This is a genomic window from Methylobacterium sp. E-041 (assembly GCF_022829665.1).
In the GTDB taxonomy this organism is placed as follows: domain Bacteria; phylum Pseudomonadota; class Alphaproteobacteria; order Rhizobiales; family Beijerinckiaceae; genus Methylobacterium.
In genome coordinates, this window is sequence record NZ_JAKSYQ010000143.1 from 38498 (window position 1) to 60479 (window position 21982).

The following is a 21982-nucleotide window of genomic DNA, read 5'->3' on the forward strand; positions in this document are numbered from 1 at the left end:
CGCGACGCGCTCAGTGGCGGGCGAGGCCGGCCTGCTTCGGGCCGACGGCCTGGGCGAGGCGCCGGCCGACATGCAGCATCGCCCTCTCGATCAGGGCGAGCGTCGGCGGATCGTTGTCGAGCTTGGCGTACTCGTAGGCGACGATCAGGCCGTCGGCGATGCCTTCGAGCAGGCTGACGGTCTCGCTGGCCGCGTCGGCCAGTTGACGGAACGGATCGCCGGACGTCCCCTCGGCGGCCCGAGCCTCCGCACTGTGAGCCTCGGCGACGTGAGCCGTGCAGCGGTCGAGGATCCCCTGCGACGCCTCGATCGTCTTGCGGGTCTCCTCGATGATCTCGCGCATCTCCGCGACGAGGGAAGGCTGGTCCGCGACCTTCGGGTGATCGATGCTCATGCTGATATTGCCCCCACGACGGAGCAAGCTTGCATCCTATGGTTGAGATGCGTCAACAGGATTCGCATGTCGCGCGACGTCGCACGGTCGGCCGCAAGGGGCCGGTGCCAAGGGGCCGGTGCAAGGGTCCGGTGGAGACGGGTGCAGGACGGGAAGCGGAACCGGACGTGCGTCAGGAAGCGTCCGAACGAAAACGAGCCGCGCCCGTTTCCGGGGCGGCTCGCAGGTGGCACATCCGACGCGACCCCGCAGGGTCGCGCCCGAGGGTCACTTGATCAGCATCAGCAGGGCCTTGCCGGCGGGGGACTTCAGCTCCTTGGCGTCGAGCGTGCCGTCGTTGTCCGGGTCGGCGGCCTGGAAGCGGTCGGCGACGGCGGCGAGGTATTCCTTCTTGTCGATCGTGCCGTCGTTGTCTGGGTCGGCCTTCTTCAGGCCGGCGGCGCTCAGGCGGCCCTTCAGCTCCTTCTTGTCGAGGGTGCCGTCGGCATCCTTCTCGAGGCGATCGAAGGTCGCCGAGGCGGTCGCCTCGATCTCCTTCATGTCGACGGTGCCGTCGTTGTCGGTGTCGATCATCTTGACCGCCTGGGCGCCGGTCATCGGCTTGGCGAAGGCGACGGGGGCGGTCATGGTGGCCGAGGCCAGGACGAGAGCGGCGAAGGTGCTGGAAAGACGAAGGGTCATTGCCGAATTATCCCGAAATGTGTTGCGCGAACTTCCTACGCGTGACGATTGCACTGCACAAGCGATTTCTCTCGATCGATTGCTGAGGTTGCCCATGGCGCGTCCCACGCCGAAGGCGGGGCGAGCCCGGCGCGACATCCCTGCGGGCGCGGGCGCGAGCCCAACGCGCCATCGTCCGCGTCGTTGCGAAGGCTCGCCGAATCGCTATCGTCCCGACGCACGGTGCGCCCCGAACGGCCGACGCGGGGGCCGGCGTGCCGCCCGCCCCACCCTCCAGCGCGAGACCCCGATCCGATGGCAGCCCGTCCGCTGATCTTCTATCCCGACCCGCGGCTGGACGTGCCGTCCGACCCCGTGACGGCCTTCGATGCCGATCTCGGCGACCTCGCCCGGGACGTGACGGAGACCCTCGATTCGGCCGCGGCCGCCGGGTTGACTGCGGCGCATCTCGGCGTGCGGCGGCGCCTCGTCGTGCTGCGCCCGGAGCCGGGCGGGCCGGCCATGGTCTACGTCAACCCCGAGATCGTCGACCGCTCGCCCGAGCGCGTCACGGCGCGGGAGGGCAGCGTCTCGATGCCGGGCGTGTCCGAGCCGGTCGAGCGGGCGGCCACGATCCGGGTGCGGTTCCAGGATCTCGACGGCGTCGAGCAGGAGGAGGCGGCCGAGGGGTTTCGGGCCGCCTGCCTCCAGCACGAGATCGACCAGCTCGACGGCATCTTCTGGATCGCCCGCCTCTCGCGCCTGCGCCGGGAGCGGGCGGTGAAGCGCTTCGCCAAGCTGCGGGCGCAACCGTGAGCGCGATCCCGTCTTGAGGCCATCCGGCCTTGGGCCGCGCCGTGCCGGCCACGCCGGCTCGATCACGGAGGCTTGACGCCGGGACAGAGGCTTGGCCCGATGCCGGCCTGCGCTTAGGAGGAGGCATGCGTCTCGCGATCCTGCTCGCCACGTCCCTGTCCGCCCTGGCCGTATCCCGGCCCGTGCAAGCCCAGGCGCCGGGCAGGCCGGCCAAGCCGGCGCCGGCCGTGCAGGGGCCGGTCTCCGCACCGGTGATCGCGTGCCCGTCGCTGGCGAACTACCGTCTCCTGCGGCGGGAAGCGCCCGACGAGGCCGCCGCGCTCGCACGCCTGGGCGATGCCAAGGCCGACCACCTCGGCTGCACGGCGTTTCCGCGGGATCGGATCGCCGCGCTCGCCGAGCACGTCGCCCTCGGCGGCGCGCAGTACGATTGCCTGGCCCTGCAGGGCACCGCGATCTGCCAGTGGACGGCGACCGGCACCGTCGACCTGCCGGTGCCGGCCAAGTCGCAGCCGAAGCCGTCGGCCGCCGACAGGGGCCGACGCTGAGGCACCGTCCGGCGCGCGCGGCGGCGATGCCGGGGACGGCGCCGGGAGCGCGTTCGCGACCGGGCCCGGCTGCGCTCGCGTCCTGGACCGGATGCACGCGCCGGTTGTAACGTTTCGGTCCCGGCCGCATTTCGCGGCGCGGATCAGGACGCGAGACCGATGGCACCGACCGACTCCGAGACCGTCCCCTGCGCCTGCCCCGACTGCGTCTGCGCGGTCGCGCCGGGCCATGGCATCGCGCGCGCGGGCAAGACCTTCTGCTGCGAGGACTGCGCCGCCGGCCACCCGGACCATGCCGGCTGCGGCCATTCGGGCTGCGCCTGCCACGGCTGAGGCCGCGGGTTCCTGAGCCGGTCAGAACCGCGCGGTCAGGAAGATCCGGACGTTGCGCCCGGCGAGCAGGATCTCGTCCTTCTTGAACGAGGCCGAGTTGCGGATGCGGTCGTCGAGCAGGTTGCGGCCGGCAAGGCCGAGCGTCACCGCGCTCGCGCCGTAGACCGCCGGGTCGAGGGGCTCGGTGTAGCTCACCTCGGCGCGCAGGTCGTCGAAGCCGGGCGTCGTCGTCTCCAGCGGCGCGACCTCGGTGTGGGCGAAGGCGTGCAGCAGGAAGACGCGGGCGTACCAGCCGTCCGCCCGCACGAACGCGCCGCCGCCGACCCGGTGGGGCGGGATCCGCGGCACGTAGGTGTTGTCGTCGAACTGCGCGCGGACGAAGTCGTACTGCGCCTCGAGGCCGGCCCAGCCGTCGCCCACCGGGATCAGGTCGAGCTGCGCGCCGATCTCGGCACCGTAGAAGGTGGCGTTGCGCTGGGAGTAGACGATCTGCTGCAGCGCGTCGTCGGAGCCGCAGGAGGCGAAGTCGTCGCCGCAGCGGGTGCCGGTCTCGCGCTTGTAGATGAAGCCGGTGTAGCGGGTGTAGTAGCCCGTCGCGTCGAGGCGCAGCGGACCTTCCGCCCGGCGGATGCTGGCCTCGACGGTGCGCGCCCGCTCCTTCTTGAGGTCGGGATCGCCGATCTCGAAGGTCGCGGTCGCGTCGTGCGCCCCGCGCGAGTACAGCTCGAAGGCGGTGGGCGCGCGCTCGACGTAGGACCCGTTCAGGCTCGCGACGAAGCCGTAGGGCAGGTCCTGCAGGGCGCCGAAGCTGAGGCTCTTGGGGGCGAACTTGCGCCGCCGCCCGAAGGCGAGCGGATCCTCGCCCTCGACCGGCAGGTAGCTCCCCGGGAACTGCGTCGCCGTGCCGGTGGAGCGGTCGCCCTCGATCCGCCCGGCGGCCTGGAAGCGCAGGCCGTGGCCGACGTTCAGCTCCTCGAACAGGTAGACGGCGTTCGAGCGGGAATCGGTCGGTGCCAGCAGGGTGCCGGCCTCGCCCGAGGTCCCGATCTCGCGCCGCCCGGCCTGGAGCCCGAGCGCCCCGGTCAGCGTGCCGAGGGCGGTGAAGACCGGCACGTGCTGCAGCTCGACGCGGCCCTCGGCCTCGCGGTTCTTGAAGGTCGCCTGCACCCCGTCGAGGCCGTCCTCGCCGAGGCCGATCTCCTGGTGCTTGTAGACCGAGCCCCCGGCCCAGAACCGGATCACCTCGAACGGTCCCTCGAGCGGCCGAACTTCGCCGCGCGCCAGCACCCGGTCCTGGTTCGGGTTCAGGCGCGTGCGGCTCTCGGCCGCCTCGCCGCCGGGGATCTGGTAGAGCGCGTCGTAGTGGCTGTACGAGATCCCGACGAAGCCGCGGTCGCCGATCACCGACATGCCGACCGCGCCGCCCTGCGAGCGGTTGGCGGAGTTGGCCTGGATGCCGGCGGGCGTGTCGTAGCTGTCGGCGCCGGTCCGGAAGCCGTCGGCATGGACCGCGACGTTCTCCGAGCCCGCATCGACGGTGCCGGCCACGAGCCGGCCGTTGTCGACGCTGGAATAGCCGGTGGTGACCTGGCCGGCATAGCCGCGCGGCGGGATGAAGGTCGGCACACGGTTGTTCTCGGAGGAGACCACGCCGCCGATCGCCTGGCTGCCGTAGCGCAGGGTCGCGGGCCCGCGGATCACCTCGATCCGGTCGGAGACCAGCGGGTTGATCGGCACGCCGTGGTCCTCGCCGAGCTCCGAGACGTCCTGGATGCCGACGCCGTTCTCCTGGATCCGCACCCGGCTGTTGTCGAGGCCGCGGATGATCGGCCGGCTGGCCGCGCCCGGCGCGTAGGTCGAGGCCGAGATGCCGGGCCGGTCCATCAGCGCGTCGCCGAGCGTGCGCGGCTGCTCGCGGGCGATCTGGTCGCGCGTCACCACCGTCACCGGCGAGAAGGTGTCGACGGCCACCGGCAGGATGCCCGCCGGCAGGCTCGCCTCGGGCGCCGCCTTCGGCCCGGGCTGGATCGGGCTCGCCGTGGTGACGCTGAGCTCGGACAGGGCGACCGCGTCCTGCGCCCGCGCCGCACCCGGCAGCAGGCCCAGGCTCAGTCCCAACAGCGTCGCCCGGAATCTCGCTTGCCCGCTTCGCATCACGCCTCGTCACATTATGTTATAATGTTTCAATATGCGGATGTAACACAATAACAAGACAAGAAACGAACCGTGGCGCCGCTCGCGCCCCGGGCGTTGCGGTGCGGCCACAGCCGTATCCCCCGGTCAGCGGATGGCGGCGAGGTAGCCCGAGACGGTGAGGATCGAGACGATCGTCGAGACCAGCACGACGTTCGAGGTCACGGCGGCCTCGCGCCGGTAGAACTCGGCGAGCATGAACGGCCCGGTCCCGGTCGGCAAAGCCGCCATCAGCACGGCGGTGTGCAGCAGCAGCGGCGGCAGGCCGAAGGCACGCGCGAGGCCGTAGGCCAGCAGCGGATGCGCCACGAGCTTGAGCCCGACGAGCAGGGCGGTCGCGGCGACCGGGCGTTCGTCCGACACCCTCGGGCGGGCGAGGAACAGGCCGAGCGCGACGAGCGCGCACGGGGCGGCCGAGCCGCCGAGCAGCTTCAGGAAGGTCTCGGCGGGAAGCGGCACGGCCGCGCCCGAGAGCGGGACCAGCGCGCCGAGGGCGGGCGCGATCAGCAGCGGGTTGCGCACGAGCGAGCGGGCGACCTTCAGGATCAGGTCGGAGCGCCGCCCCTCGGCCTGAAGCCCGATCTCGATCAGGACGATGGCGAGCGCGAACACCACGCAGACGGTCATGATCGCGGCGATGGTGGTCGGCGCCAGCGCCGCCGGGCCGAGCGCCACCAGCGCCAGGGGAAAGCCCATGAACCCGGTGTTGGCGTAGGCCGCGTTGAGGCCGTCGATCGCCGCGTCCGCGAGCGGCAGCGGCCGGCGCAGGCGGAACGTCACGGTGGCGGCGAAGACGATCACGCTGCTCAGGCCGAACACCGCGATGAAGCCGGGCTGCCAGATCTCGGCGGCATGGGTGTGGGCGATCACGTCGAAGAGCAGCGCCGGCAGCGCCAGGTAGACGACGTAGCGGTTGAGCTCCGCCGTGGCGCCGTCGCCGAGCACGTCGAGCCGCCGCACCAGCCACCCCGCGAAGATCAGCGCGAAGATCGGCAGCACGACCATCAGGGTCGAGAACATCAGGAAAACCGCGTCCGGGACAGGTCCGTCGCGTCCTAGCCGCGACGGCCGTCCGCACCAAGGCGCGAGCCCCGTCCGGAGGGGCGCGTGGATCGATACGGGGGAGGGCGGTTGGCGGAAGCGGATGTCCGCCGAAGCGCCTGAAATTTCGCAGTTTCTGAGTATACTTAGCTTTACATACATAATCCCTACCCACATCTAGACCCATGCTGGTGATGCGGATGGCCGCGGACAAAGGCGAACGTCAGATCGATGTGCAAGAGTGCGGGAGCGGCGTTCGTGAGGCCCGGCCGGGCTCGGCTACCGCGCGAGCGGCCGGGCTGGGAAGATCAGCGGCGTGTGTCGAGCATCGCCCCGAGGTCGGCGCGTCGAGCTAGGCCCTCGGTGACACGGCGTCGGGCGACAGCCCGATCAAGCGCGGCATCCGCCTCGTCGCTCAGCCTCTCGGTGCGAGCGAAGTCGGCGACGGCCCAGCGAATCTGGAAGATAGCGAGCGCAGTGAGGATCGCCTTCATGGGACGCCTCCCGCCGCCGGAAGTAGATCTTTGAGCGCTGGCCCTGCTTGGCCACATGGGCTTCGTTGGTTTTCGAACGATAGGCGGTGTCGGCCCAGACGTCGCGCCGTGTTGGCTGGATCGAGGACGTTGGCCAGTTGCGCTCCGTCGTGGGCAGCCGCGCTGGTGACGGTGAAGCGGCGGACGAACCCGTGCTTCCGGTCGATCGAGCCATGCGTCTTGTACCCGAACCTCGGGATGGCGATCTCTGCCCTGGCCTTCGAGCCGTCCACCTTCGCTGGGCGCGCCTTGGCCCGCTTCAGCGTTCAGCGGGCGTCGCGATCTCATCTCGAGAGAGCTCCTTCGGCTTGGACGCCCATGCCTCCGGGATCCGGCTCTCCTTCAGATCCGCCTTCTCCGCATCCGTGTTGCGTTGGCGCGGGGCCGCGATGATCGAAGCGTCGATGATCTGGCCCGACATTGCGAGATAACCCTTGCCCTTTATCCAGGCGTCGAAGGCGGCAAACAGCTCCTCGATCGCGCCGGCCCGGGTCAGGTGCTTCCGGAACAGCCCCACCGTCTTGGCGTCGGGCAAGCCATTCTCGAAGCCGAGGCCGAGGAAGCGCATGAAAGACAGCCTGTCCCGGATTTGGAACTCGGTCGCGTCATCCGACAGCGTGTAGAGCGTCTGAAGGATTAGGATCTTGAACATCAGCACCGGGTCGTAGGGTGGGCGACCACCCTTCGATCCGTCGGACCGCTTCAGCGCGGTCGCTAACATCGGCCGGAACGCCTCGAAGTCGATCAGCGCCGCGAGCTACACCAACGGATCGCCGTTCTCCGACAAACGCTGATACCGCTTTAAGGATGGAACGCTCCTCGCTGGCGGTCGATCTCCGCGAACGTGGCTTCGACCGAAACGAAGCGTTCGTGGGCCTGAGCTTTGCGATGCTGGGGATGGCAATCTGGATGCAGTGCGACTCGGTAGGCGCGGCGCGCGGCCGTGAGTACGAACGCCGGACATTGCGGGTGCAATCCGACCCTGCGGTAGGTCGGATCCTCGCCTTGGCTTGCGCGTGGCATAGTACGGGCGTCAGCCAGCTCGCTCTGAAGATGGCCGATCTGGAGTTGGGCTGTGCGCAGCTCCGCGCCGATCGCACGCGCCTGTCGTTCGGCAAGGCCATGAGCCTTCTCCCGATCTTCAATCTCCTCGCGCAGGGCGACGTAGGCCGGCAGTGCCCAGGCGATCATTGCGAGGGTCAAGACGGCATACAGCGCGGGCGCGTGGATCAGCAGCGCGATAGCCAATCCCAGAGCGACGGTACGACCAGGAAACCCAAGTGCGCGGCGCAGCCAAGCACCTTGTCGCATGTTGAGCGCGAACATCGTCACTCGCCGAGCTCGTCCTCGAGGTTGCCCCACTGCATGTCGCCGCCCCGCCCGCGCCAATCGTAGATGCTCAACAGCTTGGCGGTGGCGGTCAGTTGCTCTTCGTTTCCAGGCGCATGTCCACGGATTGCCACGCCGCAGCATGCCAAGCGCGCGCGAAGAGCCATCGCACGGTCCTGAGGCAGAGTGCGATTGTTCTTAAGATACAATCCGTCGAGCACGTAGCCTTTGCTTGTGTAGCGTAACTCGGCAATCGCGCCTGGCTCATCTAGATCAGGCCGATGCTCAACAAAGACGTAGCGTCCAGTCATCACTTCGGCCACCTTGCTTCGAAGGCAGTTGCCGAACCGCCGCCCAGCATCGATCAGGGCAGGACCGCTGTCCAGGACATGCAACGACGGGTCGGTTTCGAAGATCGATGTGCGGTCCGGCAGGCGGTCGAACCGCTCTGCCCAACGCTTGAGCCAATGGCTGACCGTGAGTTTGACCGCGATGCCATCGAGGGACTGACGCAAGGCTTGATCGGTCGCTGTCCGACAACGAGCACGCAGATACGCGACGGCGGCGTTGAGGGTTTTCGCGTCCGCGATGCTTCGAGTCCTGGCAAAAACGCTGGGATGCAGCAGAACTAGGTCAAGCACGGCGAGTGCCTGGATCTGCCCAAATTTCAAAGGACCGGTCGATTGGGCAATGAGACGGACCCTAAGGCGATCGACGGCGTCGTCCGAGGCGAAGATCCGCAGCAGGGTGCCGTAGCACTCCGGGTGTGTTGCCGGTTCGAGCCCAAGGCGGCGCAGAGCGCCGATCAAGCCCTTCGGCACCGCTCCAAGGATAGCGCGCAGGACGTGCTGGGGCCGCTGGGTAGTGAGCGCCGCGCCGATCCGTCCGAGGGGGTTGGTAGAAATGCCGGGCCGATCGTTGCCGCATTGACCCGCAAATTCGACAAGATCAAAGTCGGTGTCGGTCCGGGAGATCTGATCGATGATCAGGAACATGACCTGCCGGCGCAGTGCACTCCACCGGAACGAGGTCGCTAGAAACGATGGCACCTGAGCATCGATCTGGATGGCAGTGTCGAGGGCCCATCCGGAGTAGGGCTGAAGAGCATGCGAAATCTTGTTCTGGCTTGGTAGGTGAGGATCCAAGAGCATCTCCCATCAGGATGACTTGGAATGTCCCACAATTTCCACGAGCGTCAAATAATTCGACAATTTTATTTTTGATTGGGGGTGCATCGCTTCCCCTCAGCTTTGCCGATCGCGTTTTGGGCGTCCTGGAGGGCGCAGGGTCCCGGCAGCTCTTCGCTTGGCACGCTCAGCTTCTCGCCGACGTCGGCCACGCTCGCATTCGGCTAGGCGCCTTCGCTGGCGATGTGCGTCGATCGAAGCGGGATCGGTCTTGGGAGTGATCGCGCCATTGACCTGCGTAGGGCGAACAACGTCCATGATCCCGGCTTCCTGTACCGCCACGAGCGCGACGTCGGCGAACCTTTGCTCGATTAGACGAGCTTGCAAGCGCTCAGCCTGAGCGCGATCGTAGATATAGACGTCGTACCGACCATCGTAGTCGCCGTTTCGAATAGCACCGCGCATGATGAATTGGTAGTTATCCTCATCCTCCCGCGCAGCCTGCACATCACTGCGATCGATACCAAAGCTTGAGAGCAATGGCTCATCGGCAGCCTGAGCCTTGGAGGAGTAAATGATCGCGCAGGCAGTATGGTGGCGAAGTGCGTTGCTACCGGCCTGCTTCGGCGGATACCATTCGCCGGGAAACCTTTCGACGAAGTACGGCATGATGCTCTCGTTGCAAGTCCAGAACCCATCAAATGCGATGGCTTCGAGATGTTTCGAGATTTTTACAAGGCAGCGCCGACCTTCGTCAGTCTTCCAGTATATTGTCGAGCCTGAGTGCTCGCAGTAGTAGTGCAATCGAACCTGTGGATTTCCAATACGAGGATTGGTGGCATCGACCTCGCGTACATCGACTTCTAAAGTTCCAGCCTGGCAAACAGCATGCGCGACGAGGCTGCCCGTGTAGCTGGCTCCGGCCATCGTCAGACTGGCGCAGCCGATGAGATCGGCTGGCGACCAGATCGACCACCATCGCAGGGGACGTCGCGGCAAGCTCGCATCTGCCCAGTCCGTAGCATCGACGTAGACGGTACGCGATGGAGTTGCGATCGCACGATGCAGACCGATCAGATCCTGCGCCGCGTCGGCTGTAACCGTCGAGAGTGGGAGGGGCGCCAAATCCTTGCGAGGCTGCGCCACGGACCAGCCTGGGCGATCCGAAGAAGAGAGTGTGTACTGTCGCTCCAGAGCCGGCCACGTTGCGCCGAGCGACACGCTGCCAGAGACGATCCCGCTCTCGGGCAGTTCATCGATGCGAACATGCCAAGCGTACAGGATCTCCGGATCGAGCGCGATTAAGGCTTGATGGGTGACCCCGATGACGACGTGGTCATCGAATGCGGTCGCTTTGATTGTATCGGTGATCCGACGTCCAATGGACTCGCGGGCTTGCTGGTCCGAATGGATGGTAGCGACCACCAGGGGCGTCGATCGCTGCATGCCCAGTTCCCTCAGGTGGGTCGCGTGTTCCTCCAGGAGATTGCGGCGTGGAGCGGCAAGGATGTAGCGGCCGGGCTGCCGTATGATCTCTTCGAGCATGAATGAGGTTTTACCGCTACCTGCTCGCCCGGTCAGCACAGTGCAACGTAGCGTTCGCAGATGTTCGGTCATGATTCAAATTAAATTCCGTCCACCGCATGTCTATAAGAAGCAATGCTGGATGGTATTAGAATCGTACAAATTCGAGCGCTAAGCCATATGAACTCGTCGTTATTACTCCAAGAGGCGGCGTCAAGCTTGTCCGGGGCAGCGAGCGACGCGAGTTGGGCCGGGAGAGGCCGGACGCACAGTGGTATCCGCTGTGGATCGGCGCAGCCGGGACCGGCGGACTGCCCTGTCATGACGAGTGTCTCTGTCGGGACGACGGCATCAGCAATACGAATTTCGTTATGCCAGATCGGTAGAGGCCCCTCCGATCGCAGCATCGCGGTGCTGCGCCCGGATGTCCCGTCTCGGTGCTGCAGGCCCCTACGCCGCGCTCCGGGTCCTGACCTCGCACCTCGTCACCAATCGTTCATTACGAATACGACAGGCAACTCGCTGAGCGGAACCGATCCCATTCGAGTTCGATCTACGACCAGATTTTGAGACCAAGCCATGGCGCTTCACGGTCATCGGCTCCGCCGACGACCGTGACCACGCCACCTTGGTTCACTTCACCATCATGATGGTCGATGTGGCCTCGAACATCTCCGCCTCCTTCTTCCACGCCGCAGGCGCTTTCAGACATGCAGCGGATGGATATCTGCGCCGAGGAGATACCCTCGTTTAAAACCGACCTTTAGCAGATTAACATCGATTGGAGTTCGTTGATCATGTCGGTTGCATGCGACATGGTCATCAGGTCGGAGCAATTCAGCTCTACCAATTTGTTGAGAAACGAAGTCGTTATGAACTATAGCTACGCCAATACCGACGGCTTATTTGATGATCTATCCATATCCCATGCCGAGAAAATCTATATCTGTCATACCTACGATATTGACGGATCAAACATAGACGAGATTTCTCTGTTTGCGACACATGATGGTGCTCGATCTCATTATCGCAAGACGCTGATGGACACATTGATCTGGTCTCTGTGCAACGATGATTTTCCATCCATCGATGATGCATACAGCCACCTTGCTAGCCTAACTGACGAGCAGCTCTACGAGATTTGGACTCGTGGTGAGGACGCCGACAGAAAGCTTCGCTATCACGCATGCATTGTTACACCATAGCTGGCTTGACAGGCACCGAGACGTAATCCTGGCTGAGATGGGTGTCACCATTATACCCATCTCCTAGAGAGATCGATCCAATCGCTTTTGAGAAAATACATTTAGTAACGCAGATGAACACAATTATTTTAGAAAATAACCGCAAAATGTCACCGAATAGAACAAAGCCGAACAAATCAAATCGAGAAGCTATTTCTAATCTTAGCAAGAAGAATGTACTCATTGCGGAAATGATCGGCATACGCGCGATCGTAGAGGCGGAGCAGGAAATCATACGTCCGATTGGACTAGATACGGTCGACTGCAAGGGATTTATCTTCACCCCACTCTGTATCAAGCTTCTCCACGGAACTCATGGTATCAAGTTCACCCATAACGATACAAAAGCGACGATGAGTTCGGTGTGTAAGCATGCGCATCACTTATCATGTATGATCGATCCGGCTTCCACACTTCCAAGAAACCACTTTGCGGAAAACCTACTGGAGAAAGGGGGCGTCGAAAAAGATACATACTTTGATCACAAAAGTTCTAATCTTTATGGAGATGCTATTGTAGTGAGTGATGTTCGACGTCATTGGTGTATCAGGCCATACTATGCGCCGAACACCGATCTTACCGACCTTATAGATGATCTTACGACACCGCGTCGTTTGCGGTGCTACTCAAACGAGAAAATTCATTCCATCCTTTTCGAGGAAGAGCCGAATTCCGACGATCTGCTCTTGCTTGCGATGAAATTCTTATAGCCGGTCAAACCAGTCTATCTACTGCGTAGCTTGATGCATCTGTTTGATGTATGCATGTCGAGGAAGTGCGGATTTAAGCCGCGCTTCCTCAAGCTTATCTGGCATTTGTCCGCGGAGTGGATAGCTCAGGAATAAGACTGCGATGCAACTGCCACACAACAAATTAAAGCGTTTTCGTTCATGTCCGGTTGCCGTTGTTGAAGAGGTCCTAACTGGGCAGTTTGCCCGTTGAACTGCGGCGCATCCTGCGCTTCCAAGTCGAGGGTTCCGGTGCCTATTCCACAGCGCCAGCTTGCCCGTCCATCCGGACGGCGCTGCATATCGCCAATCGGGACGCGATCGCTGCCTTCATCCTGGTCGAGAGCAGGGTGTTTGCGGCCTACAATCCGTTCTCGCAGACAAACGTCGGCTCCCCGCATCAGATCTGGACGGGCTACCAGCGCGAATTCGCGTTTTTGAACGTTGCCTCCTTAAGCTTGGGCTGTCTCATGGCGAAGCTTCGTGAGCTGCCTGACGACACGTGCATCGTCCAGGAAATCCTCCAGGCAGGTGGGTGCCGTTCCTACGTCTACCATCATGGCGACGGTTGCAGGATTGTAGGGGCCGTTTTGGGTTCTGACTCACTCTCGCTGATGCCGGCGGCGTTGAGGTGGCGGATATCTATGATGGAGCCGCAGCATGCGCCCTCGCTTCCGGTCATCGAGCCTCGTACCCGCTGGATTTATCGTCGAGCATCTCGACATCGGCATCGGCCGGATCGGTCTGGTCGTTAGGTCGGGAGCCGCGGTGACGGCCTGCCCAAACTGCCGAACCTCTTCGCATCGCATTCAAAGCCGCTACCGGCGTCGTGCCGCCGACCTGCCGCTCGGTGGCCGGCGCGTCGAGCTCCAGGTCGTCGTACGACGCTTCCGGTGCGACGCGGCGACCTGCGAGCGGAAGATCTTCGCCGAGCGCTTTCCCGACGGGTTCCTGCCCTCCTTCGCGCGACGCACCGCGCGGCTGGAGCAGATCGTCCATCACCTCGGTCTCGCGCTCGGTGGTCGGCCCGGTGCGGGCCTCGCCCAGCGCCTCATGCTGCCGGTCAGTCGCGACACGCTCCTGCACGTCATCCGCCGTCGGGCGGCCACACCGTCCGATCCGCTCGGCGTAATCGGCATCGACGACTTCGCCTGGCGACGCAACCACCGCTACGGCACCCTGGTCTGCGATCTCGAACGTCGCCGCATCGTGGCGCTCCTACCGGACCGCGAGCAGGCCACCGCGCAGACCTGGCTGAAGCAGAACACCTCGATCCAGATCGTCGCCCGCGACCGCGGCGGCGGATATGGTGAAGCCATCGCCCGCGCTCTACCGCAGGCGATCCAGGTCGCCGACCGCTGGCACCTCATGGAGAACGCCAGCCGCGGCTTCCTCGACGCCGTGCGCAAATCGATGCGGCAGGTTCGCGAGGTCGTTGGAGCGGCCACCCTCGATCCTGCGCTTCTCACGGCGGCTGAGCACATCCAGTACGAGGGTTACCTGCGAAGGGAAGAGGCGGACGCGGCCATCCGCGCGCTCGCCGAAGCTGGCATTCCAATACGCCGGATCGGCCAGCGCCTGGGCCACAGCCGCAAGGTGGTGCGTGCGGTCCTGCGCGGCGAGCGCACGGACGTCTTCCGGGTCCGCCAAAGCTCGCTCGACGCCTTTCTGCCCTGGCTCGACGCCCAGTGGGACGCAGGCAGCCGTAATGCCACCGAGCTTTGGCGAATGGCGAAGGCGCAAGGCTTCCGAGGATCGCTCCGCGTGGTCGGGGAATGCGCGACGCGCCGCCGGCGCGCGGAGCAGGCCAACATCGAGCGGCTTCAGCGTGTGCCGTCGGCGCGAACCTTGGCGCGGCTGCTGACGACGGATCGCGACCGGTTGACCAAGGCGGAGACGCTGACCGTGGCCGCGGTCGAGGAAGGGGTGCCAGCGCTGGTCGAGGCACGCGAGGTGGTCAGCGCCTTCCGGACGATGGTGCGAGGGAACGAGCCCGGCCGGCTCGAAGGATGGCTCAGGCGGGCCGAGGCGAGTCTCGTCGCCTCCTTCGCGCGCGGCATCGGTCAGGATCGATCTGCAGTTCAGGCCGCGATCATGCTGCCATGGTCAAACGGCCAGACCGAAGGACAGGTCACGAAGCTCAAGCTCGTGAAGCGCCAGATGTACGGCCGCGGCAAGATCGACCTGCTGCAAGCTCGCCTGATCGGCCTCTCGCCTTGATCATCACCGAAAGTGCGTCAGAGCCCGTTTTGCACGCCAAGGGAAGCGGCGCCTTGCCAGTCATCAAGCCGCTTCCAAAGGGTTGTACGCGGCGAAGGATGCGAGGATCAACTCTTCAGCTTGACCTGTTCGCGATCGGGTAGGGTCCGCGAAACAGGTCGCCCATCACCTTGCGCCGGAACAGTGTCCGCCATCGACGGCGACGATGCTCAGGGCGATCATGGTTCATGTGGCAGCGCTGGCAGAAGGCAGCGAGGTTGCGGTCGGAGTGGTTGGCGGTGTCGTGATCGCGGTGGGCGGCGGCCAGCACCACGCGGGTCGTCTTGATGACGCCGAGATCTTCGATCGTCGGGAGGGTGCGCGAGCTTCGTCCCCGGCCATCGCGCCAGGCACCGATGCTCGGATCCCACCAGCGCCCGTCACCGAGATGGTAGATCCTCTGCCGATGCGGTTGCCCGCAGACCTCGCAAGCCCCGCCGGCACGCCGAAAGCGGATCTCGCGCGACAGCTGCGACCAGTCGATCGGGTAGAAAAAGCGGTGTTCGGGACGGATCGGCATCGGCTCAGCTTGCCTTGGCGGTAGCCGCAGCTTGGCTGCGTGCCCGGGCCTGCGGGAAGTAGCTGTAGAACGTGTCCCGACCGACCCCAAGACGCTTGGCGATCGCCGCGATCGAGATGGTTCCGCTCTGCATCAAGGCGCGACCGACCTCGATGTCGGCCTCAGTCAGCTTCTTCGGCCGGCCACCCTTGCGTCCGTGAGCCAGCGCCGCCTTGAGCCCTTCCATCGTGCGCTCGCGGTTGAGGTCGAGGAAGTACTCCGCCATCGCGCCGTGCATCTGCAGGGCAAAGCGCCCGTGCGCGGTATCGCTGTCGAACTGCTCGGTCAGCGAGCGGAAGTGGACCTCCTTCAGGCGCAGGCTGTCGATGGTGCGCATCATCTCGACCAGCGACCGACCAAGCCGATCGAGCTTCCACACGACGAGGACGTCGGTTGGCGCAGGTAGGCGAGTGCTGCCTCGAACTCCGGCCGCTTGGTCCCGACCTTGCCGGACTTCTTCTCCTCGAACAGCTTCTCGCAGCCGGCGCCTTTCAGCGCGTCACGTTGCAGGTCGAGGTTCTGGTCGAGGGTAGAGACGCGGGCATATCCGACGAGCATGTCGGGATAGTGATCTAAGAGCATTTTATCTGCAATAGAAAGTCGGTCATAGTTTCCCGACAGAAACGGAGCGGTTTGGGTCTGCTAACCAGCCACTGACGCCGCTCGTCGGGAAAACGGTCGTTTTTCCGACGTCTTACCACAACGCCGATGATGCCATTTCTGATCTCCTCAATTTGACAGCATCGCTCAAGCTACCTACCAAGATAGGCAATTCACTATGAGACTTATCATGCTTATATCTTATGCAACTGAGCCCAAAGCAATCCTTGTAAACCTTCTCTAATTCTTGACTTTGCTTGCTATCGATCAGACAAAAATGTTGGCCAAACCCTTTAGAAACTGATGCAAGGTCCTCTAGCATAAGGATCATATCTGGATCTCGAAGTCCGCATCCAATAAATATTAAGGTATTAGTTACAGCTAAGGATGCTATTACCTTCTGATATAAGGGGAACTCGTTTCTAAGGCCAATATAATCAGAGCGAGTAAAAATCATCGATCCGATGTCATCAATGCTACCATGAGCCTTGAGCAAAACACGGGATTTTGCGCTTCCCCTTGCGAGTATAGCGAGATCTCTATCACGATATGTTTTAACTTTGACAGTAGATGCTGACAGCTTAGCTGCCGCACTTTGATATACCTTATCAAAATTAGTGGTCATTACGATAGGAAGATCTAATTCGTACACTTTGGTGTGTAGATCGCCTGGTTCTAACCGCTGATCTCCGAAGGCAGCCTCTACGCATAAAGTCCAATCGCCTAATAAATGGCTTTTGACAATTTCGCAGGCTGACAGGTATTCTCCAGCCTTGATTAGTCGCTTTGCTTCTATTTTCGGCGCAACCATCAATCTGTCGGCGGCTTGTCCCAGAAATGTTGGCCAATCGGGCGGATGCTTGGATCCGGCAAGCGGAGTTGAGTGAAAAGAGCTACCTGCTCCAAGAATTACGATTGCACGCCGCCGGGCGACAGCTTCGATTATATTTTCCGGCCAGTTCTTCATTGAAATAACGTCAGTATGTCAATATTATATTCAAGCTTTTTTGCAATTTCGTCGAATGTTTCTCTCAGTTCTCTTACTTTTAAGAAGTGAGATCCAACTACACCGTCTTTTGCTCCAATAGCGAACACCGGTGATCTTGCATTTTGGGCCATAGGTATGATGCTGTGGAGCGTCGGGATGCTTCCAAGAGCATAATCCGACTTGTTAAGAGGGGAACTACCTTCGCCAACGAAATGTTCTTCGATCAAATCCGGTATTCGTTTCGCAATCTTTTCGTACGCACCCACAGGTCGAGCATGACCTTCCGCGTCGCGCTTCGCGATATACTGTTGTGACACGTAACCTGCAAAGCGTAGGCGCCAATCATACCGCTGGATTGGCAAATCATCGGGTTCTTCGTTATCCTGAATTCCTCTAGTTAGCTGCCTACTCCAGCTTTCAAGAGCTTTAGATATATTTTCTAAGGCCCGTAAACTAAATATATCTACCGACATTGGACTTACAAAAAAGTCACAAGCCACTAGCACTGCGCGGTTTATTGCTCCTAAGCTGGGGCTCACATCGAAAAAAACGTAATCATAACTACGACACCGGCCAAGAAGCTCGCAAAAAAGTAACGTCGTTCTCAGCCCTCGCGTATCGCCAGAAACAGCAGTAGACCAGTCTCTGGCAAGAACATCTTCGGATAATGCCAATCGCGGATCGCCGATGAGTACATCGACGCCGAAACGTTCACTCCGTTCGGCGAATAAAGACGCACTGTATCCTTTGCCTGCGGCAAGAGGTTGGACAATTTTATATATTGTAAAGTTATTTTTATTGGCATACCTTCGGTCCACAAAATCGTCCGAAAACATTGCTTGCGTAGCATTGCACTGTGGATCAGCGTCTATAACTAAAACCTTTTTACCCATTTCTAGCGATAGATATGCAGCTAGATTTACAACGAGAGTAGTCTTTCCTACGCCGCCTTTATTATTGAAAAATGCTATGGATTTCATCAATTAAATCTTTGGTTTTCTACGCAGGGATCGGATTTTCTATCACAAATTTACTTTTGTTCTCCGCCAGAGCGATACGATGATTCCCTGTCAATAGTGAAGGCATAATCTGAGCAATTTACAAGATCGCTTCTCCCTAGCCCACAACCGAACGCATCAGCTGACCCGTAGCGGTCATCGCGAGTATGGTAGGCCAATTCGCATAAGTGGATTTATGGGAACGCCGCGTCAGGCGCGGTCCGGTTCTTCCTGCACGGCAACTTGCTGCCGAGCAATTTCTTGGCCGATCTGAAACAGCAGGAGACGCATAAGGGTCTGCATCTCAGGGGTGCCGTGCCTTTCGATCACTTCATTAGCTTCAAGACACGCGTTCGCTATGGCCTCGATCTGCTCGCATACCTCCATGGCACCCCCTTCATTTCTCATCAGATCGTGCGCAATCAAAACAGGGTTTGAACTCATCAAATGATGGATTGCAACTGATAGTTCCCGGACTCGCGCAGAAGTTTGATCTCCTCTCGAACGCCCGATATATTCGGGTGTGAACAGCCGGAGCGCGACATGCTGGGTGACATCCCCATTGATGATGGCTTGGAGGAGCAGAATGCTACTCTCCGCCGTCTCGCCGAGGTCTTGGACATCGCGCCCACGGCCTTCTTTGATGCGCCCGTTGATGATCTAAGCCAGACGACCGAGTTGCTGCGTTTATGGCAAGGGATCACGGATACGCGGGACCGCGCGAAGGTGATGTCTATGGTGCGGACCATCGCCTCGCACCCGTGAGGCTCACGCCGTTCGCTTAAGCGCCAGTATGGTGTGCACGATCCAGGGATTGTGCACTGAAGCCAAGCCGCCGAGATGGCGCTTCATCCTTCGTGCACGATCCCTGTGCAGGATTGACCAACTTTTACGGTTCCGTCGACGTGCGGATGAAACGCAAGTTGCTCTTGGATCACAAGGACAGAGAGCCCGCCGTTCAAGGTCGCGTCTCGCTCGCGGATCAAGGCCTGCTCTCGGCGGTGAAGATCCTGCGGCGCCGCGTTTTCGAGGATCGTGAGGACGATCGTACGATCTTCCCTCGTTGCCTCTGCAAGTTCCTTGTGGACCCCGCGGAACCCCGTCGGGGCTGCCTTCCGATAAGGTCGTCCGTCGAGGATGCGTTCGACGTTAGCGTGGTACTCCCGCATCGGCCGGTTCTGGCGAGTGTACTTCCCGACGTAGCGCCGGATCGAACCGTCCGCGTAGGTGATCGCCCATTCGTAGATGCCGGGCTTGTCGAGGGTCACGCCCTCGGGGATCTCGACCGTGTGCTTCAGCTGGTACTCTCTCGCCACGGGCCTGCCCTGTTGCATCCGCTCAAATGGGGGGTACGTCGGCAGCCGAGCGGGAGCCGATCTCGCCCGGATCATGGACCAGTCTGAGCACCGCGATCCGCGCATAGTGGTCGACTACATCCACCGGGTGAACGCGTTCAAGGGGCACTCGGGAAGCGGGTTTCTTTGAACGATTGCGGGCAGCTTCTCGCCCGGACTTTCGATCTGAACCATCTCAAAACCGCCCCCCTCAGGCACATCGCGAAGAAGCGGTTAGGGTGGGATTTATGGGTGGGGCAGACTTTAGCCAGGCCATGGAAACGAGCGCTTGAGCTGGCCATGGGCATGCGAGCTTGCATTGGAAATACAACTTCTGAGGGAGAAATTAAGAAATCGTTAACCATGTCGTGTCCGTCTCGTCCCACATTCGCAGCCTGATTTCAGGTTCGTCCCTGAGCACAATGACGAACCGCGGTCCCTCACGACCAACGGGATGCATCAGTAGGGACAAACGATGGATCAGATGAATCATTCCCTGGCCGAGGCAATGGAACGGACGAGAACCTCATCCCGCAACGTACGTGAACCGACAGTGAAGCCCGAAGCTGGCAACTTGGTCCTATTGACCGCAGCGTCGGAGGAGCGAGATCAAAATCACAATCAAGACGAAGTAATTTCTCCTGCCGAGAAATGGCTGAGACTGCTAGAGCGCGTCCAAGATGCAGCTAGATATATCCGTGACATCGAAGACCGAGCACAGGAACAGGAATTTCGCGTCCAAGAACTTTTGGAGCAGGTGCGGGTCGACATGGATTCCGCCCGAGCGCGAGCGCTGACTGCCGAGCGGCATGCGCGCGAGGTCGAGATGCGAGCCGCTAAGCTTATCCAGGCCGCCGAGGAACGGGCTGTGGCGGCTGAGCAGATGCTTCAGCGCATCTCGCAAACGATCGAAGCCGAATTCGCGGTACCGCCCAGCGATCGGCAGCCTCAGCACAGCCGCACCTACACAACCCGGGTTGCGTCGTGACAGCCAGAGGGATGGGAGGCTTGCGATGACGGCGATGAACGAAGCGTTCTGGACAGAGCTCGATGCCCGGATCGCGACGGACCGGTTGACAACCAAATCGTCTTCGACGCTCAAGGTTATTCCGCTTGCCAGCACGACGACCTCGACAACGCGCTCGGCTGAGTCGACCGAGGGGGTTACTCGTACAGTAGCAGATTGGACCCAGGTCCTAGATACCGTTTCAGCTGCCAAAGGTACGGCTCAAGAACGAGAGGCACAGTTGCGCGAGGAGTCCATAACCCGCGCTGCACTCACTGCAGACCTTCAACTGGCTCAGCAGGAAATCCACGCGTTCAGGACACTATTACAGGAAACACGGGCGCAGGCGGATGCACGCGTGCACGAAGCGGAAGAACGTGCGCGAGCCGCGGAATTGCGAGCGAAGGCGGCAGAGATTTGGCTGAAACAGATCGAACAAGCCACCCGGGGCCTTTTACCCGACAGCCTCCACCCCCCCTGTCTAAACCGAATCGGTCATCGCCGAAGATAATGTTCTCAGCAGCTGATTGCCGACATACTCCAAAAAAAATGGGGGTTTAGTTAAGTTATAATACCGGGATACTCGAGCTATGAACGGAAATGAAAAATAAAAGTCAATAAATGCACCAATTTTCTATAATGATAGATGCTGCAACCTGCGAGGCACAATTTACTGAGATGATGCGCATGGCGGCCCATCGCGCCAGCGAACAAAATCAACTCTCGGTTGCAATTTAAAACCTCCATTAAGCATTCCCGCCCAGGTTGTATGCAACCGGTCGCGAGTGTTCTGCGTTGCAAATTTCCCGGTCGATGCAGGCTCGCGGCATGGCTCCCTGTCGGAGTGTTTCCATGTCTCGTCGCCAGAACCACGCGCCTGCACACCCGTGCTTCACATCCCGTAAGGCCGTCCCCTCGCGCGGGACGATCGCGCTTCCGTTGCTCGGCGGCCTGATATTCCTCGGCCCCGCCGGCACCGCTCAGGCGCAGTTCCTGCGCGGTGCCCTCGACACGGTGGTGACGCCCGTCACCACGGCGGTCCCCAGTCTCACCGGGACCACCGGATCGCTTGCCAACGTCAGCGCTACCCTCGGCGACGGCTCACTCGCCAATGTCGGCGCCACCCTCGGTAGCGGATCGGTCGCGACGGTCGGTGCCACCGTCGGGGGCGGTACCGTCGCCAACGTCGGAGCGACGGTCGGCGGCGGATCGGTCGCGACGGTGGGGGCGACCGTCGGTGGCGGCTCGATCGCGGATGTCGGCGCCACCGTCGGCAGCGGCACCGTTGCCAACGTCGGAGCCACGGTTGGGGGTGGAACGATCGCCGGAGCCGGCGTTACGGTCGGGGGCGGCACGATCGCCGATGTCGGGGCGACCATCGGCGGCGGCACGATCGGATCCGTCGGCGTGTCGGTCGGCGGCGGAACCGGGACCACCGCCGGCACCGGAACCGGTACGACGGGCGGCACCAACTGCAATCCCTGTGCGGGCGGCGGAGCCGGAACCGGCGGCGGCGGCGGCACCGTGTACGATCCGGCCCGCATCGCGGCGATCGAGCTGCGGCTGTCGAATGCCGAGAACCTGCCGATCCGCGGCAACAACGTCAGCCAGTTCCCGCTCCCTGTCCCCGGCGGCGCTGACGCGCTCGCGGCCGGCTACGGCGCCACGGCGGGCGGCGTGAGCGCGACGGCCCTCGGGACCGAGGCGAACGCGGCCGGCGACGGGTCCATCGCGATCGGCCGCAGCGCCTCGGCGACGCAGGCCAACA

22 protein-coding genes and 3 pseudogenes are annotated in these 21982 nt (G+C 62.1%); 10 read left to right on the plus strand and 15 right to left on the minus strand.

Annotated features, from left to right (window positions below):
* Positions 1–10: 10 nt before the first annotated feature.
* Both MKK70_RS13355 and MKK70_RS13360 read right to left on the minus strand, forming a co-directional pair.
* Positions 11–394 carry a hypothetical protein gene (locus MKK70_RS13355; protein WP_147726352.1) on the minus strand — a complete coding sequence of 128 codons (384 nt, stop codon included), beginning with the start codon at positions 392–394 and terminating at the stop codon, positions 11–13.
* Positions 395–661: 267 nt separating this feature from the next.
* A complete protein-coding gene (locus MKK70_RS13360) occupies positions 662–1075 on the minus strand; it encodes an EF-hand domain-containing protein (protein WP_147726351.1) in 414 nt (137 codons plus the stop codon).
* A 294-nt stretch (positions 1076–1369) separates the two neighbouring features.
* Between MKK70_RS13360 and MKK70_RS13365 the strand changes: the two genes are divergently transcribed.
* The 3 genes from MKK70_RS13365 to MKK70_RS13375 all read left to right on the plus strand — a co-directional run bounded on the left by MKK70_RS13365 (position 1370) and on the right by MKK70_RS13375 (position 2751).
* Positions 1370–1870: a peptide deformylase gene (locus MKK70_RS13365; protein ID WP_243948281.1), complete on the plus strand. Its 501-nt coding sequence runs from the start codon at positions 1370–1372 to the stop codon at positions 1868–1870.
* Between the two features lie 125 nt (positions 1871–1995).
* Complete coding sequence (locus MKK70_RS13370) at positions 1996–2418, plus strand: hypothetical protein (RefSeq protein ID WP_187275617.1); 423 nt, start codon at positions 1996–1998, stop codon at positions 2416–2418.
* A gap of 159 nt (positions 2419–2577) precedes the next feature.
* On the plus strand, positions 2578–2751 hold the full coding sequence (locus MKK70_RS13375) for a metallothionein (RefSeq protein WP_243948283.1): 174 nt from the start codon (positions 2578–2580) through the stop codon (positions 2749–2751).
* Between the two features lie 21 nt (positions 2752–2772).
* Here MKK70_RS13375 and MKK70_RS13380 read toward each other — a convergent pair whose 3' ends face one another.
* The 7 genes and pseudogenes from MKK70_RS13380 to MKK70_RS13410 form a co-directional block, all read right to left on the minus strand.
* Positions 2773–4905: a TonB-dependent receptor gene (locus MKK70_RS13380; RefSeq protein ID WP_243948285.1), complete on the minus strand. Its 2133-nt coding sequence runs from the start codon at positions 4903–4905 to the stop codon at positions 2773–2775.
* Between the two features lie 126 nt (positions 4906–5031).
* Entirely contained in the window at positions 5032–5964 is a 933-nt protein-coding gene (locus MKK70_RS13385; protein WP_243948293.1) for an AEC family transporter, read from the minus strand.
* 329 nt (positions 5965–6293) lie between these two features.
* Positions 6294–6479, minus strand: a complete 186-nt coding sequence (locus MKK70_RS13390) for a hypothetical protein (RefSeq protein ID WP_243933447.1) — start codon at positions 6477–6479, stop codon at positions 6294–6296.
* Between the two features lie 13 nt (positions 6480–6492).
* Positions 6493–7275 (minus strand): annotated as a pseudogene (locus tag MKK70_RS31060) (IS5 family transposase); the annotation flags it as partial.
* Positions 7276–7319: 44 nt separating this feature from the next.
* Positions 7320–7844 carry a hypothetical protein gene (locus MKK70_RS13400; protein ID WP_243948297.1) on the minus strand — a complete coding sequence of 175 codons (525 nt, stop codon included), beginning with the start codon at positions 7842–7844 and terminating at the stop codon, positions 7320–7322.
* Positions 7845–7846: 2 nt separating this feature from the next.
* Positions 7847–8992, minus strand: coding sequence for a hypothetical protein (locus MKK70_RS13405; RefSeq protein WP_243933445.1), 1146 nt, complete (start codon positions 8990–8992; stop codon positions 7847–7849).
* 99 nt (positions 8993–9091) lie between these two features.
* A complete protein-coding gene (locus MKK70_RS13410; protein WP_243948299.1) occupies positions 9092–10591 on the minus strand; it encodes a hypothetical protein in 1500 nt (499 codons plus the stop codon).
* Positions 10592–11370: 779 nt separating this feature from the next.
* Here MKK70_RS13410 and MKK70_RS13415 point away from each other — a divergent pair.
* The 3 genes from MKK70_RS13415 to MKK70_RS13425 all read left to right on the plus strand — a co-directional run bounded on the left by MKK70_RS13415 (position 11371) and on the right by MKK70_RS13425 (position 14690).
* Positions 11371–11703 carry a hypothetical protein gene (locus tag MKK70_RS13415; protein ID WP_243948301.1) on the plus strand — a complete coding sequence of 111 codons (333 nt, stop codon included), beginning with the start codon at positions 11371–11373 and terminating at the stop codon, positions 11701–11703.
* Between the two features lie 113 nt (positions 11704–11816).
* On the plus strand, positions 11817–12452 hold the full coding sequence (locus MKK70_RS13420; protein ID WP_243948303.1) for a hypothetical protein: 636 nt from the start codon (positions 11817–11819) through the stop codon (positions 12450–12452).
* Positions 12453–13130: 678 nt separating this feature from the next.
* A complete protein-coding gene (locus MKK70_RS13425) occupies positions 13131–14690 on the plus strand; it encodes an ISL3 family transposase (protein ID WP_243948304.1) in 1560 nt (519 codons plus the stop codon).
* Positions 14691–14805: 115 nt separating this feature from the next.
* Here the strand turns inward: MKK70_RS13425 and MKK70_RS13430 are convergent, their stop codons facing one another.
* From MKK70_RS13430 to MKK70_RS13450, 5 genes and pseudogenes are all read right to left on the minus strand, one after another.
* On the minus strand, positions 14806–15249 hold the full coding sequence (locus MKK70_RS13430; protein ID WP_243948306.1) for a hypothetical protein: 444 nt from the start codon (positions 15247–15249) through the stop codon (positions 14806–14808).
* A gap of 4 nt (positions 15250–15253) precedes the next feature.
* Positions 15254–15846 (minus strand): annotated as a pseudogene (locus tag MKK70_RS13435) (recombinase family protein).
* Positions 15847–15982: 136 nt separating this feature from the next.
* Positions 15983–16855 carry an SIR2 family protein gene (locus tag MKK70_RS13440; protein WP_243948308.1) on the minus strand — a complete coding sequence of 291 codons (873 nt, stop codon included), beginning with the start codon at positions 16853–16855 and terminating at the stop codon, positions 15983–15985.
* Positions 16852–17856, minus strand: coding sequence for a ParA family protein (locus tag MKK70_RS13445; protein WP_243948310.1), 1005 nt, complete (start codon positions 17854–17856; stop codon positions 16852–16854). The genes MKK70_RS13440 and MKK70_RS13445 overlap by 4 nt, the downstream gene beginning before the upstream one ends.
* A 228-nt stretch (positions 17857–18084) precedes the next feature.
* The gene (locus tag MKK70_RS13450) at positions 18085–18318 is read right to left on the minus strand and encodes a hypothetical protein (protein ID WP_243948312.1); all 234 of its coding nucleotides are present in this window, start codon (positions 18316–18318) and stop codon (positions 18085–18087) included.
* Positions 18319–18417: 99 nt separating this feature from the next.
* Between MKK70_RS13450 and MKK70_RS13455 the strand changes: the two genes are divergently transcribed.
* Entirely contained in the window at positions 18418–18639 is a 222-nt protein-coding gene (locus tag MKK70_RS13455) for a hypothetical protein (protein WP_243948314.1), read from the plus strand.
* Between the two features lie 83 nt (positions 18640–18722).
* On the opposite strand, the gene MKK70_RS13460 is transcribed toward MKK70_RS13455, so the two are convergent.
* Positions 18723–19142, minus strand: a complete 420-nt coding sequence (locus MKK70_RS13460; protein ID WP_243948316.1) for a hypothetical protein — start codon at positions 19140–19142, stop codon at positions 18723–18725.
* 541 nt (positions 19143–19683) lie between these two features.
* On the opposite strand from MKK70_RS13460, the gene MKK70_RS13465 reads away from it, so the two are divergent.
* The 3 genes and pseudogenes from MKK70_RS13465 to MKK70_RS13475 form a co-directional block, all read left to right on the plus strand.
* The gene (locus tag MKK70_RS13465) at positions 19684–20196 is read left to right on the plus strand and encodes a hypothetical protein (RefSeq protein ID WP_243948318.1); all 513 of its coding nucleotides are present in this window, start codon (positions 19684–19686) and stop codon (positions 20194–20196) included.
* Between the two features lie 25 nt (positions 20197–20221).
* Positions 20222–20725, plus strand: a complete 504-nt coding sequence (locus tag MKK70_RS13470; RefSeq protein WP_243948320.1) for a hypothetical protein — start codon at positions 20222–20224, stop codon at positions 20723–20725.
* A 428-nt stretch (positions 20726–21153) separates the two neighbouring features.
* A pseudogene (locus tag MKK70_RS13475) lies at positions 21154–21982 on the plus strand (hypothetical protein); the annotation flags it as partial.

Bases quoted from the DNA above. Each gene is read 5' to 3' on its own strand.
- MKK70_RS13455 (WP_243948314.1), top strand. From the start codon at position 18,418: ATGCTGGGTGACATCCCCATTGATGATGGCTTGGAGGAGCAGAATGCT.
- MKK70_RS13385 (WP_243948293.1), bottom strand. From the start codon at position 5,964: ATGTTCTCGACCCTGATGGTCGTGCTGCCGATCTTCGCGCTGATCTTC.
- MKK70_RS13380 (WP_243948285.1), bottom strand. From the start codon at position 4,905: ATGCGAAGCGGGCAAGCGAGATTCCGGGCGACGCTGTTGGGACTGAGC.
- MKK70_RS13355 (WP_147726352.1), bottom strand. From the start codon at position 394: ATGAGCATCGATCACCCGAAGGTCGCGGACCAGCCTTCCCTCGTCGCG.
- MKK70_RS13365 (WP_243948281.1), top strand. From the start codon at position 1,370: ATGGCAGCCCGTCCGCTGATCTTCTATCCCGACCCGCGGCTGGACGTG.
- MKK70_RS13410 (WP_243948299.1), bottom strand. From the start codon at position 10,591: ATGACCGAACATCTGCGAACGCTACGTTGCACTGTGCTGACCGGGCGA.
- MKK70_RS13400 (WP_243948297.1), bottom strand. From the start codon at position 7,844: ATGTTCGCGCTCAACATGCGACAAGGTGCTTGGCTGCGCCGCGCACTT.
- MKK70_RS13440 (WP_243948308.1), bottom strand. From the start codon at position 16,855: ATGAAGAACTGGCCGGAAAATATAATCGAAGCTGTCGCCCGGCGGCGT.
- MKK70_RS13430 (WP_243948306.1), bottom strand. From the start codon at position 15,249: ATGCCGATCCGTCCCGAACACCGCTTTTTCTACCCGATCGACTGGTCG.
- MKK70_RS13370 (WP_187275617.1), top strand. From the start codon at position 1,996: ATGCGTCTCGCGATCCTGCTCGCCACGTCCCTGTCCGCCCTGGCCGTA.
- MKK70_RS13450 (WP_243948312.1), bottom strand. From the start codon at position 18,318: ATGAGTTCAAACCCTGTTTTGATTGCGCACGATCTGATGAGAAATGAA.
- MKK70_RS13375 (WP_243948283.1), top strand. From the start codon at position 2,578: ATGGCACCGACCGACTCCGAGACCGTCCCCTGCGCCTGCCCCGACTGC.
- MKK70_RS13420 (WP_243948303.1), top strand. From the start codon at position 11,817: ATGAACACAATTATTTTAGAAAATAACCGCAAAATGTCACCGAATAGA.
- MKK70_RS13445 (WP_243948310.1), bottom strand. From the start codon at position 17,856: ATGAAATCCATAGCATTTTTCAATAATAAAGGCGGCGTAGGAAAGACT.
- MKK70_RS13425 (WP_243948304.1), top strand. From the start codon at position 13,131: ATGCGCCCTCGCTTCCGGTCATCGAGCCTCGTACCCGCTGGATTTATC.
- MKK70_RS13390 (WP_243933447.1), bottom strand. From the start codon at position 6,479: ATGAAGGCGATCCTCACTGCGCTCGCTATCTTCCAGATTCGCTGGGCC.
- MKK70_RS13465 (WP_243948318.1), top strand. From the start codon at position 19,684: ATGGATCAGATGAATCATTCCCTGGCCGAGGCAATGGAACGGACGAGA.
- MKK70_RS13415 (WP_243948301.1), top strand. From the start codon at position 11,371: ATGAACTATAGCTACGCCAATACCGACGGCTTATTTGATGATCTATCC.
- MKK70_RS13470 (WP_243948320.1), top strand. From the start codon at position 20,222: ATGACGGCGATGAACGAAGCGTTCTGGACAGAGCTCGATGCCCGGATC.
- MKK70_RS13360 (WP_147726351.1), bottom strand. From the start codon at position 1,075: ATGACCCTTCGTCTTTCCAGCACCTTCGCCGCTCTCGTCCTGGCCTCG.